At 73.0% G+C, this 11,954-nt stretch carries 9 protein-coding genes; all 9 read right to left on the minus strand.

Annotated features, from left to right (window positions below; genetic code table 11):
• Positions 1-116: 116 nt before the first annotated feature.
• Positions 117-2,369: a [protein-PII] uridylyltransferase gene (locus ABD709_RS03300; protein WP_344772376.1), complete on the minus strand. Its 2,253-nt coding sequence runs from the start codon at positions 2,367-2,369 to the stop codon at positions 117-119.
• Positions 2,370-2,375: 6 nt separating this feature from the next.
• Complete coding sequence (locus tag ABD709_RS03305) at positions 2,376-2,714, minus strand: P-II family nitrogen regulator (RefSeq protein ID WP_344772377.1); 339 nt, start codon at positions 2,712-2,714, stop codon at positions 2,376-2,378.
• Positions 2,711-4,057 carry an ammonium transporter gene (locus ABD709_RS03310; protein WP_344772378.1) on the minus strand — a complete coding sequence of 449 codons (1,347 nt, stop codon included), beginning with the start codon at positions 4,055-4,057 and terminating at the stop codon, positions 2,711-2,713. Before ABD709_RS03310 ends, ABD709_RS03305 begins: the two co-directional genes overlap by 4 nt.
• A gap of 147 nt (positions 4,058-4,204) precedes the next feature.
• Positions 4,205-5,341 carry a signal recognition particle-docking protein FtsY gene (ftsY, locus tag ABD709_RS03315; RefSeq protein WP_425575017.1) on the minus strand — a complete coding sequence of 379 codons (1,137 nt, stop codon included), beginning with the start codon at positions 5,339-5,341 and terminating at the stop codon, positions 4,205-4,207.
• A 54-nt stretch (positions 5,342-5,395) separates the two neighbouring features.
• The gene (locus ABD709_RS03320; protein WP_344772380.1) at positions 5,396-5,599 is read right to left on the minus strand and encodes a hypothetical protein; all 204 of its coding nucleotides are present in this window, start codon (positions 5,597-5,599) and stop codon (positions 5,396-5,398) included.
• A gap of 40 nt (positions 5,600-5,639) precedes the next feature.
• Positions 5,640-6,626: a glycosyltransferase family protein gene (locus ABD709_RS03325; RefSeq protein WP_344772381.1), complete on the minus strand. Its 987-nt coding sequence runs from the start codon at positions 6,624-6,626 to the stop codon at positions 5,640-5,642.
• Positions 6,623-7,831, minus strand: coding sequence for a sulfotransferase family protein (locus tag ABD709_RS03330; RefSeq protein ID WP_344772382.1), 1,209 nt, complete (start codon positions 7,829-7,831; stop codon positions 6,623-6,625). The genes ABD709_RS03325 and ABD709_RS03330 overlap by 4 nt, the downstream gene beginning before the upstream one ends.
• A 49-nt stretch (positions 7,832-7,880) precedes the next feature.
• Entirely contained in the window at positions 7,881-8,354 is a 474-nt protein-coding gene (locus ABD709_RS03335) for an acyl-CoA thioesterase (protein WP_344772383.1), read from the minus strand.
• Complete coding sequence (gene smc, locus ABD709_RS03340) at positions 8,344-11,907, minus strand: chromosome segregation protein SMC (RefSeq protein WP_344772384.1); 3,564 nt, start codon at positions 11,905-11,907, stop codon at positions 8,344-8,346. The genes ABD709_RS03335 and smc overlap by 11 nt, the downstream gene beginning before the upstream one ends.
• Positions 11,908-11,954 lie beyond the last annotated feature (47 nt).

The raw sequence follows: 11,954 nt of genomic DNA on the forward strand, positions 1-11,954 counted from the left end.
GTCCGAGTCTACGGGCGCGCCGTACGTGCAGGTTCACCAAGGTATGCAGCGAAACCTGCGCTTCCCATGCCGGATACGGCGTGGGAAGCGCAGATGTCGCTGCATACCTTGGGAAATCAGCCGTCCGCGACCGCGAGCCGGGCGCGTACGGCGTGGGCGGCGTCGGCGGCCCGGGAGTCGGAGAGGGCGCCAGCCGACGCCTCCTGGACGTAGAACACGTCGACGGCCTGCGGCCCGAGCGTCGAGACGTGCGCGGAGCGGACCGAGATGTCCAGCGCGGCGAGGGCGGCGCACACCAGGTAGACCACGCCCACCCGGTCCCCCGCGCGGACCTCGATGACGGTCGCCTGCTCGCTCGCCTCGGGTCGTACGACGACCGTGGGCGCCAGCTCCGCGGGCCCCGCGGCGGCCCGGGGCGCCAGCCGCGCGGCCGGATCGACCCGCCGGGAGACGATGTTGTCGATCCGGTCGCGGAGGACGCCGGCGTCGAGGTGCTCGTCGGCGAGCTCCCACACCGACACGCCGTAGTCCTCCTGGGACCAGACCCGCGCGGCCCGCACGGGCACCTTCCCGAGGGCGAACATCGCGGCGACGTCCGCCAGCAGCCCGACGCGGTCGAGCGCGACGGCGGTGACCCGGGAGCCGTCGACCACCGGTTCGAGGGTCAGCGCCACGCCGCCGTGGTCGACCTCGGGTGGCACGGGCACGTCCTCGGCGGGCAGCGCCGGCGGCGCGGCGCGACCCTCGAGCGCGGCGCCGACCCGGCGGGCCAGGTCGCGGATCAGGCCGGCCCGCCACGAGGACCACGCCTTGGGCGAGGTGGCCTTGGCGTCGGCCTCGGTCAGCGTCGTCAGCAGGGCGAGAGAGTCGGCGTCGTGGATGTCGCGCAGCACCACCTGCAGCGTGGCCGGGTCGTCCGGGTCGCGGGTGGTCGCGGTCTCGGAGAGGAGCAGGTGGCGCCGGACCAGCGTCTCGACGAGGTCCACCTCGGTCGGCCCGAACCCCATCCGCTCCGCGGCTGCCCGGGCGATCGGCGCCCCCGCCTGGCAGTGCTCGACCAGGCCGCCCTTGCCGATGTCGTGCAGCAGCGCGGCGACGAGCAGCACGTCCGGCCGGGACACGTCGCGGATCAGCGCGGCCGCCTCGACGCAGGTCTCCACGGAGTGCCGGTCCACCGTGAACCGGTGGATCACCGACGCGTGCGGGAGCAACCGGATCCGCTCCCACTCCGGCAGGATCCCCGCGAGCGCGCCGGTCTCCTCCAGGGTCTCCCAGACCTCGAGCAGTCCCGGTCCGGCGGCGAGCAGGCGGACCAGCTGCTGGCGCGCCTCGGTGGGCCAGGGCTCCGGGAGCGGCGGGCACTCGCGCACCAGCCGGGCGGCCGTCGGCGGTGCGAGCACGACGTCCCGGACCGCCGCCTCGGCGGCGGCCCGCAGCAACAGGGTCGGGTCCGAGGCCGGCGTCGCGCCGCGGTCGAGCACGACCTCGCCCTTCGAGAGCGCCACGCCGGGCGCGACCCGCTCGAGCTCGGGCCGCCGCGGCCGGGCGCCCGACGGCCGGCGTACGGCGTCCTCCGCACGGCGCCACGCCAGCCGCGAGAGATGGGTGAGCCGGCGGCCGAGCTCGCGGACCTGCCGCTGGGCGGCCAGGTCGTCGGGCGGGCCGCCGTCGTAGAGCCCGAGTCCCTCGGCGATCGGCGCCCAGTACTCGGGTGCGACCCGGTCGGTCGCCCGCCCGGCGGCGGCGTGCAGCAGGTCGCGCACGTCGAGCAGCTGCTGCCGGCAGCGCTCGAGGTCGGCGGCCGGTACGTCGACCAGCCAGGTCGCCGCGAGGCCCTTGAGCACGGTCGCGTCGCGCAGCCCGCCCTCGGCCTCCTTGATGTCCGGGACCGACAGGTGCGCCACCTCACCGGTCAGCCGGTGCCGGTTGCGGACCAGCTCGTGCAGCTCGGGCAGCCGGTCCCGGGCGCCGCGCCGCCACGCGGCGAGGATCGTCGTCCGCAGCCGCAGGGTCAGGCTCGGATCACCGGCCACGTGCCGCACGTCGAGCAGCCCCGAGGCGACCCGTACGTCGTCCGCGGCGGCGGTGATCATCTGCGGCAGGGTGCGGACGGAGTGGTCGAGCTTCGCACCGGAGTCCCAGATCGGGTACCAGACCTCGCTCGCCAGCCGCGTCCAGGCGTCGCGGTCGACGTCCTCGTCCGCGACGAGCACCACGTCGAGGTCCGAGTACGGCGCCAGCTCGCCCCTGCCGTAGCCGCCGACGGCGACCAGGGCCATCCCGGAGTCCGGGCCGCCCGCGGTGCCGTAGGCCGAGGAGCAGAGCTCGTCGGCCGCGGCGGTGCGGGCGGCCCGGTCGGTCGCTGTCATGTCCGGCTAGAGCGCCGCGCTGTCCTTGTCGCCGGTGCGGACGCGGACCACGGTCTCGATCGGGCTGACCCAGACCTTGCCGTCACCGATCCGGCCGGTCTGTGCCGTCTTGGTGATGATCCCGACGATGTCCTCGGTGTCCTCGTCGTCGACGACGATCTCGATCCGGATCTTCGGCACCAGCGCGATGTCGTACTCCGCGCCCCGGTAGACCTCGGTGTGGCCCTTCTGGCGGCCGTAGCCCGAGACCTCGCTGACGGTCATCCCCGTGACGCCGAAGGTCTCGAGGGCCTCGCGGACGTCCTCCCACTTGTGCGGCTTGATGACCGCGGTGACGAGCTTCATGCGTTCGCTCCTTCCGACTTCGGCGCGACGGTCGAGGCGGCGAGGACACCACTCGACCCGGCGCTGGAGGTGCTGGTGTGCAGGTCGTAGGCCGACTCGCCGTGCTGGTCGAAGTCGATGCCCTCGACCTCGGCCTCCTCGTCCACGCGCCAGCCGATCGTGTACTTGATCGCCAGGGCGATGACCGTCGTGAGGATACCGGTCCAGACGAGGGTGAAGAGCGCCGCCAGCGTCTGGTCACCGAGCGAGGAGAGCCCACCGCCGTAGAAGAGGCCGTCGATCCCGCCCGGCGCCTTCGAGGTCGACAGGAAGCCGATCAGCAGGGTGCCGACCAGACCACCGACGAGGTGGACACCGACGACGTCGAGCGAGTCGTCGAGCTTGAGCCTGAACTTCAGGCCCACGGCCGCCGCGCACAGGGCGCCGGCCACGGCGCCGACGGCGATCGCGCCGTACAGGTCCACCGCGCCACAGGACGGGGTGATCGCGACCAGACCCGCGACGATGCCGGAAGCGGCACCGAGCGAGGTGGCCTTGCCGTGCAGGATCCGCTCCATCAGCAGCCAGCCGAGCATCGCGGCACAGGTGGCGATGGTGGTGTTCATGAACGTCACACCGGTCTCACCCTGGAACTGGCCCGAGAAGAGGGTCGGGTCCGCGAGGTTGTCCGGCAGGAAGACGATCGAGCCGACGTTGAAGCCGTACCAGCCGAACCACAGCAGACCGGCGCCGATCATGGTCAGCGTCAGGTTGTGCGGCTTCATCGGGTCCTTCATGAAGCCGACCCGCTTGCCGATGATCAGGGCCAGGATGCCGCCCGCGACACCAGCGTTGATGTGGACGACCGTGCCGCCCGCGTAGTCCTGGGCGAAGGTCGAGCCCTTGGCGAGCTGCTGGGCGAGCCAGCCGCCGCCCCACACGTTGTGCGCGATCGGGAAGTAGCAGAGCGTCAGCCAGATCGGCACGAACACGAGCCAGGAGCTCAGCTTCACGCGGTCCGCGATCGCGCCCGAGATCAGCGCGACGGTGATCGCGGCGAACGTGAGCTGGAACAGCACGTAGATGTAGTTGGCGTGCCCGACGCCGTCGAGACCGAACATGTCGAACGGGCTGTTGACGATGTTGCCGTCGGCATTGCCGGCGCCGTCGCCGCCCCAGCCCTCGGACCAGCCCCAGAGCACGAACACGATGGACGCGATGGCGAAGGCGCCGTACGACATCATCATCATGTTCAGCACGGACTTGGAGCGGCTCATGCCGCCGTAGAACAGTGCCAGAGCGGGCACGGTCATCATCAGGACCAGCGCCGTCGCCACCAGCATGAAGGCGTAATAGCCGTCCATGGAACCTCCAGTCGGAACAGTCGGGATACGTCCCGAACATTCCTCCCGACAGGTTTCCGGGCGGACCGAGCGTCATGTCGGCCGTGTAACTAGTTCCCGCACCCCGTTACGAGCATGTTTCGCGGGCCGCGCGACACGCTCGCGCCGTCAGGAGAGCAGGGCGTCCACGAAGGCGCCGACGTCGAACGGCGCCAGGTCGTCGGGGCCCTCGCCCAGACCGACCAGCTTCACCGGTACGCCGAGCTGACGCTGCACGGCCACGACGATCCCGCCCTTGGCCGAGCCGTCGAGCTTGGTGAGCGCGATGCCGGTGACGTCGACGACCTCGGAGAAGACCTTGGCCTGGATCAGGCCGTTCTGGCCGGTGGTGGCGTCCAGCACGAGCAGCACCTCGGTGACCGGCGTCTGCTTCTCGATCACGCGCTTGACCTTGCCGAGCTCGTCCATCAGGCCCTGCTTGTTCTGGAGCCGCCCGGCGGTGTCGACGACGACGGTGTCGACGCCCTGATCGATGCCCTGCTTGACCGCCTCGAACGCCACGCTCGCCGGGTCGCCGCCCTCGGGCCCGCGGACGACCTCGACGCCGACCCGCTCGCCCCAGGTGGCCAGTTGCTCGGTCGCCGCGGCACGGAACGTGTCGGCGGCGCCCAGCAGGGCGGTGCGGTTCTCGGCGACCAGGATCCGGGCGAGCTTGCCGACGGTCGTGGTCTTGCCGGTCCCGTTCACGCCGACCACCAGCACCACGCCCGGCACGCCCTCGGTGCCGCTGATGTGCAGCGAGCGGTCCAGGCCGGGATCGACGAGCGCGACCAGCTCCTCGCGGAGCACCTCGCGCGCGTCGGGCGTGTCGCCGCCCTCGACCCGCATCCGGGTCCGGAGCTTCTCGACCAGCTGCTGGGTCGGCTCCACGCCGATGTCAGCGCCGATGAGCAGGTCCTCGATCGCCTCCCAGGTGTCCTCGTCGAGGCGGTCCCGGCTGAGCAGCCCGAGCAGGCCGCGCCCGAGGGTCCCGGAGCCGGCGAGCCGCTGACGGAGCCGGACCAGGCGGGAGGCGGGGCGCTCGGGAGTCTCGAGCGCGGGCGCCTCCGCAGCCGTGGGCGCCTCCGGGGTGACGACCTCCGGCTCCGCGGGCGGGGCGAGGACGTCGGTGCCCGCGCCGCGCGGCGGCGCGGCGGGGGCCTTCGGCGGCGGTGCCTGCCGACCACGGAACAGGCCGGCCATGCCGCCGCCGACGAGGACGACCGCGAGGACCGCGATACCGATGACGACGTAGAGCCACTCCATGGGCACCATCCAATCAGCAGCCGCGCAGGCGGGAGGGCTGGGGCGAGCGGGGGCTCAGCGCTGGTGGTCCCCGGTGAGCCGCAGGAGGTCGTACTCGTCCTCCTCGATCACCGGGACGCGGTCGGCGGCCTTGCCGAGTGCCTCGCCGAGCCACGGCGTGTGCGGCATCCGCTCGCCGCGGTGCGGGTAGGCGACGTAGACGACCACGAGTGCGGCGACGACCAGGACGAAGACCATGGCGACGACGAGGTAGAGCAAGGGTTTCGACTCCTCCGAGTAGGGCGGAACGCTGCCGATTTTACCGGGCGTCGTCGAACATCGCGCGGTACGGCTCGATCTTGGACGGGTAGTTGCTGGTCTGGATCGGGCGCGGGAGCGAGGGCAGCCAGTCCTGGGTCACGTGGTCGATGACGTGCACGCCGGCCGGGGCGTCGATCACGACCACGCCGGCGGGGACGATGCCCTCCGCGAGCGCGTTGAAGACCTCCCACTCGCGCCGCTTGCGCTTGTTGCGGTTGCTGACCGAGAACGCCTCGGGCGCGCTCCAGTGGTCGAACTCGTCCTCGGCGAGGTGCTTGACCTCGACGCACAGCCCGTTGGGCCAGCGGATCGTGGGCACGTTGTCCGGGACCATCCGGATCTCCCACTCGAAGGCCTTGGTGTAGAGGTACTCCGGGCCCATCGGGTAGCCCCAGGCCTCGAGGTTGCGCAGCCCGAGGTCGAGGAACGCGCGTCGGTCGCCCTCGACGTACAGGGGGTGCCGCGGGATGCGTACGACGGCCTCGGTGCCGTTGATCTGCCAGCTCATGCCGGCCATCGAGATCTCACCTTCCCGGGTGAGCACCATGTCGCCGTCCCACTTCCAGGAGTAGCGCGTGTGCACCTGGGCGAAGCACCAGTTGTAGAAGTAGGCGAGCGAGTGGACCGACCGCTCGTGGACCTGGAGGTGGTCGGTGCCGGCGGGGGCGACGGCGAACGGGTAGTGCAGCACCCGGAGCTTCTCCCCCAGGCCGATCCGCTCGGCCGTCTCGACCGACACCTCGGGGGTGCCGTCGTCGGAGCCGTTGTCGACGAGCAGCACCTCGTCGCAGGCGCGCAGGAGCGGCGGCAGGACGAAGGGCAGCGAGGGCGCCTCGTTCTTGACCCGGAGCACCGCCGTCGCGCCGCGCCGCATCGGCCCGGACCGCCAGGGCCAGGTGATGTCGAAGTCCGTGATGCCCTCGAGGTTGGTCAGCCCCTCGGCGAGCGGCCGCGGCGGTGGCGGCGGTGTGGTCGCGCCCGTCATGCGCGGCGGGCCCAGCGCTGGCGGAGCCGCCTGCGCAGCGAGGCCGGCACCATCGCCCGGACCCGGTGCGGGATCCGGTCCGCCGGGTCGGCGGGGCCCTGGCCAGCGTTCCCGCCCGGCCGCTCGGCCTTGCGCTCGACGCGCTCCGCCTCCTTCTCGGCGCCGGCCAGCTGCTCGGAGGCCGCGCTCCGCGCGGCCACGGCGGACGAGCGCGAGATCGCCTCGGCCTCCTCGTAGAGCTCGGAGTAGCCGTCCCGGAGCTGGTCGAGGGTCCGGTGCACGTCGGCCGTGTCGCCGCCCGGCTCCGCGAGCCGGTCGAGGCCCTCCCAGGACTCGGCGACGATCTCGTGCAGCCGCTTGGGCAGGCCCAGGTCGTCGAGGCTGCGGCTCATCCGGCGCAGCCCGGGATCCACGAACCGGTGGCCCTCGCGGATCGTCTCGGTGCCCGCGTGCAGGATGTGCTGGAGCTGGAGCGTCTCGCCGACGTGCATGACCGTCTTGGTCCAGTCGTCGAGCAGGTCGGCGTACCGGACGAACACCCGGCCGCCGTTGTCGACGTGCGCGCGGGTCGCGCGCTCGGTGTGCAGCATCATGTTGACCCAGGACGCCGCGAGGTGGGCCGAGCCCAGCCGGTTGGCGTAGTAGGTCTCCTTGCTGGCCACGACCTCGCTCGGCGGGCGCAGCATCGTGGCGAACACGGGCGTGGCGCTGGATCGGACGGCCGCGACCTCCCACATGGTGAGGAACCAGGCCAGGCGCGGGTCCTTGACGACCAGCTCGGAGGCCTCGGCGAAGTGCTGCTCGAGCCACGCCGCAGCGGCGCCGCGGGGCCGCTCGCGGCCGCCGACCTGGCTGGTCTTGAACCAGGCGGCCGGGCGGGCGTCGCTGACCTGGACGCCGGCCTTGCGCAGCAGCTCGGTGTGGAACTCGACAGCCCAGGCCGGCTCACCGAACCCCTTGGGGTTGGTCTCGTCGGCGGTGACCTCCGGCTGCGGCACGTGCAGACCGAGGATGCGCACCAGGCCGGCCAGCGTGCTGGTGCCGCTGCGCCCGGCGCCCGCGACGAACAGGACCTTGCGCGGGTAGACCTCCTCGAGCTCGGCCGCCTCGGCGGCCTCGACCGCCTCCGCGTCGGGCAGCTCGTCGGGCAGGCGGTCGGTGTCGGGAGCCGACGACCGTGCGGTCACATCGGTCGATTCAGTCACGCCAGCACGATATCCCTTGCAGTCGCAGGGCTTACGCACGCACCGCGCACTACGTGGGCTGCTCCGCGCACAGCTGCTCGGACGCGGCGCGTACGGCGTCCGGCAGCGGGGTCACCGGACGCGCAGGGTCGGTGTTGTCGACGTACACGTGGACGAACCGGCCCTCCGCGGCGGCGAGGGCGCCGTCGCCGTCTGGGTCGCCCTGGAAGATCCCGACGCGGTAGACGACCGAGGAGCGCCCGAGCCGCTCGACCACGATCCCGAGCTCGAGGATGCCGGGGTAGGTGATCTCGCTGAAGTAGCGGCACGACACCTCGGCCACCACCCCGATCGCCGGCAGCTCCCGGATGTCGGTGCCCACGCTCTCAGCGAGCTGGTCGTTGACGACGGTGTCGATCAGCTCGAAGTAGCGGGCGTTGTTCATGTGGCCGTAGACGTCGATGTCGGCCCAGCGCAGCGTCGCGCTCCGCCAGGCGACGTACCCGGATCGATCGGGGCGGGGAGGCCGGGTCCTATCCGGCATCGCGGAGCCGCTGGCTGATCACCGTCGACACGCCGTCGCCGCGCATGGTGACGCCGTAGAGCGCGTCGCCGACCTCCATGGTCCGCTTCTGGTGGGTGATCACCAGCAGCTGGGAGTTCTCGCGCAGCTCCTCGTAGATCTCCAGCAGCCGGCCGAGGTTGGTGTCGTCGAGCGCGGCCTCGACCTCGTCGAGGATGTAGAAGGGCGAGGGTCGCGCCTTGAACAGGGCGACCAGGAACGCAACGGCGACCAGGGAGCGCTCGCCGCCGGAGAGCAGGGACAGCCGCTTGACCTTCTTGCCCGGCGGGCGGGCCTCGACCTCGACCCCGGTGGCCAGCATGTCGCCGGGATCGGTCAGCACCAGCCGCCCCTCACCGCCGGGGAAGAGCCGCTTGAAGACGTGGTCGAAGGCGACCTCGACGTCGCGGTAGGCCTCGGTGAAGACCTGCTCCACGCGGGCGTCGACGTCGCGGACGATGTCGAGCAGGTCCTTGCGGGTGGCCCGCAGGTCCTCGAGCTGCTCGGTGAGGAACTTGTGCCGCTCCTCCATCGCGGTGAACTCCTCCAGCGCCAGCGGGTTCACCTTGCCGAGCTCGCGCAGCGCCCGCTCGGCCGCCCGGAGCCGCTTGAGCTGCTCCTCGCGGTCGTAGGCCTTGGCCTCCGGCTCGGCGTCCTCGGCCGGTTCTGCGGCCGGGTCGAGCGCGACCGGCACCAGCTGGTCGGGACCGTACTCCTCGACCAGGGACTCGGCCGCGAGCCCGAGCTCCTCCAGCGCGCGCTCCTCGAGCTGCTCGATCCGCATCTTCTGCTGGGTGCGGGCCATCTCGTCGCGGTGCACCGAGCTGACCAGCTCCTCGAGCTCCTTGCCGAGCTCGCGCAGCCGGCCGCGCACGCTCATCAGCTCCTGCTCGCGGCCACGACGTGACTCCTCGACGGCCTCCCGGTCGGCGCGGGCGCGGCCCAGCGAGGCCTCGAGCCGCTCCAGCGCGTAGGCGGCCGCGCGGGCGACGGCCTGGCCGGCGCGACCCTCGCGCAGCAGCCGCTCGCGCCGCTCGGCGGCCCGGGCGCGCGCTTCCCGCTCGGCGGCGGCGGCCTTGCGCATCTGGTCGACCCGTCCGTGCAGGGCGCGGCCGCGCTCCTCGGACGTGCGCAGCGCCAGCCGCGCCTCCATCTCGGACTGGCGGGCCGCCCGGGTCTCCTCGGCGAGCCGCTCGCGGTCGGAGGTGTCGGGCTCCTCCTCACCGGCCTCCTCGGCGGAGGCGAGCCGCTCCTCGAGCTCGGCGAGCCCGGTGATGGCCTGCTCGCGGGCGGCCCGGGCCTGGGCGATCGCGTCGGTGACCCGGTCGGCCTCGGCGCGGGCGGTGCGCGCGACCGAGCCGTACTGGCCGAGCTCCTCGGCCACCGCGGCCAGCGTCGCGTCGGACTCGTGCAGCTTGGCCAGGGCGACGTCGACGCGCTGCTGCGCCTCGGCACGCTCGGTCTCGAGCCGGGCGAGGTCGAACGCGAGCCGCTCGGACGCGGCGATCGCGTCGGCGAGCGCCGCGCCGGCCTCGTCGACGGCCGCCTGGACCTCGATCAGGCTCTGCTGCCCGCCGGAGCCACCCGCGGCGAAGTGGGCGCCGAGCAGGTCGCCCTCGCGGGTGACCGCGACGACGTCTGGAAGGGAAGCGACGAGCGCGCGGGCTGCGGCGAGGTCGTCGGCGACGGCGGTCTTGTGCAGCAACCGGGTGAGCGCGGGCCGGAGGTCGTCCGGGCACTCGAGCACGTCCACGGCGTACGACGAGCCGCCGGGCAGCTGCGGCCACCCCTGCCGGTCGACCGCGCCCCCGCCGAGCAGCAGCCCGGCGCGACCGAGGTCCTCGTCGCGGAGGTGGCCGATGGCGGCGACCGCGGCGTCCGCGTCCGTGACGGCCACGGCGTCCGCAGCGGCCCCGAGGGCGGTCGCGACGGCGGCCTCGTAGCCGTTGCGCACGGTGACCAGCGCCGCCACGGAGCCGAGCAGCCCGGAGAGGGTGTCGCTCGCGGCGAGCAGCGCTCCGGCCCCGTCCTTGCGGGCCAGGCCCAGCTCGAGCGCCTCCTTGCGGGCCGTCAGCGCGGACCGCTCACGATCGGACTGCTGGGCCTCCTCGCGGGTCTTCGCCAGCCGGTCGGTGATGTCCTCGAGCGCCGCGACGGCCGCCTCGTGCTCGGCGTCGAGACCCTCTTCGCCCGCGTCGAGCCCGGCAACCCTGGTCTCGAGGGCGGTGAAGTCGCGCTGCGCGCGCTCGGCGCGCGCGAGCGCGTCGGTGCGGGCCGACTCGAGCCGGCCGATCTCCTCCTCGGCGGCACCGGCCCGCGACTTGAGCGCGTTGACCTGGCCGTGCAGGCGGGCCAGGCCCTCGCGCCGGTCGGCGGCCGCGCGGAGCAGCGCCTGGACCCGGCGCTCCTCGGCCGCGGCGGCCTCCTCGGCGGCGCGCCGGGCGGTCACGGCGTCGTCGAGCGCGGTCTGCTGGTCGGCGACGAGTGCCGCGATCTCCTCCTCCTGAGCGTGCAGGCGGTCGGCCTCGGCCTCGATCTCGTCGGGGTCCCTGGCAGCTCCGCCCTCCGCGTCGTCACCGTCGGAGACGCCCTGGGCGTTGCGGACCCGCTCGGTGGCGAGGCTCTGGGTCCCGCGGAGGCGCTCCCGCAGGGTGCCGAGGGAGGACAGCGTGTCCTGGGCGGCCGAGAGCGCGGGCAGGTCCTCGCGCAGCGCGGCCTCGAGCGCCGCCTCCTGCTCGCGGGCCGCGGCGATCGCGGCCTCGACCTCCTCGCGGCGGGCCACCAGCACGCTCTCGTCGGCGAGCTCCTGCTCGAGCGCGGTGCGGGCGGTGACCAGGTCGTCGGCGAGCAGCCGGGCGCGGGCGTCACGTACGTCGGCCTGCACGGTCGCGGCGCGACGGGCGACCTCGGCCTGCCGACCGAGGGGCTTCAGCTGGCGGCGGATCTCGCTGAGCAGGTCGTTGAGCCGGGTCAGGTTGCCCTCGGTGGAGTCCAGCTTGCGGAGGGCCTTCTCCTTGCGCTTGCGGTGCTTGAGGACGCCGGCGGCCTCCTCGATGAACCCGCGCCGGTCCTCGGGGGTCGCGTGCAGGATCGTGTCGAGCTGGCCCTGGCCGACGATCACGTGCATCTCGCGGCCGATACCGGAGTCACTGAGCAGCTCCTGGACGTCGAGCAGCCGGCAGGACGTGCCGTTGATGGCGTACTCCGAGCCACCGGACCGGAACATCGTCCGGCTGATCGTGACCTCGGAGTAGTCGATGGGGAGCGCGCCGTCGGAGTTGTCGATGGTCAGCACCACCTCGGCCCGGCCGAGCGGCGGCCGGCCCGACGTGCCGGCGAAGATGACGTCCTCCATCTTGCCGCCGCGCAGGCTCTTGGCGCCCTGCTCCCCCATCACCCAGGCGAGTGCGTCGACGACGTTGGACTTCCCCGAGCCGTTCGGGCCGACGATGCAGGTGATGCCGGGCTCGAGCTGCAGCGTGGTCGCGGAGGCGAAGGACTTGAACCCCTTGAGGGTCAGGCTCTTCAGGTACACCCAGGCTCCCTGTCTTCACTGCTGGTCGGCACGGCGCGGACGCAACG

This window comes from Nocardioides panacisoli (genome assembly GCF_039537325.1).
Taxonomy (GTDB): Bacteria; Actinomycetota; Actinomycetes; order Propionibacteriales; family Nocardioidaceae; genus Nocardioides; species Nocardioides panacisoli.

What these genes read in the sequence shown, in the direction of transcription:
- ABD709_RS03300 (WP_344772376.1), bottom strand. Translation starts at nt 2,369, where the DNA reads ATGACAGCGACCGACCGGGCCGCCCGCACCGCCGCGGCCGACGAGCTC.
- ABD709_RS03305 (WP_344772377.1), bottom strand. Translation starts at nt 2,714, where the DNA reads ATGAAGCTCGTCACCGCGGTCATCAAGCCGCACAAGTGGGAGGACGTC.
- ABD709_RS03310 (WP_344772378.1), bottom strand. Translation starts at nt 4,057, where the DNA reads ATGGACGGCTATTACGCCTTCATGCTGGTGGCGACGGCGCTGGTCCTG.
- ftsY (WP_425575017.1), bottom strand. Translation starts at nt 5,341, where the DNA reads ATGGAGTGGCTCTACGTCGTCATCGGTATCGCGGTCCTCGCGGTCGTC.
- ABD709_RS03325 (WP_344772381.1), bottom strand. Translation starts at nt 6,626, where the DNA reads ATGACGGGCGCGACCACACCGCCGCCACCGCCGCGGCCGCTCGCCGAG.
- ABD709_RS03335 (WP_344772383.1), bottom strand. Translation starts at nt 8,354, where the DNA reads ATGCCGGATAGGACCCGGCCTCCCCGCCCCGATCGATCCGGGTACGTC.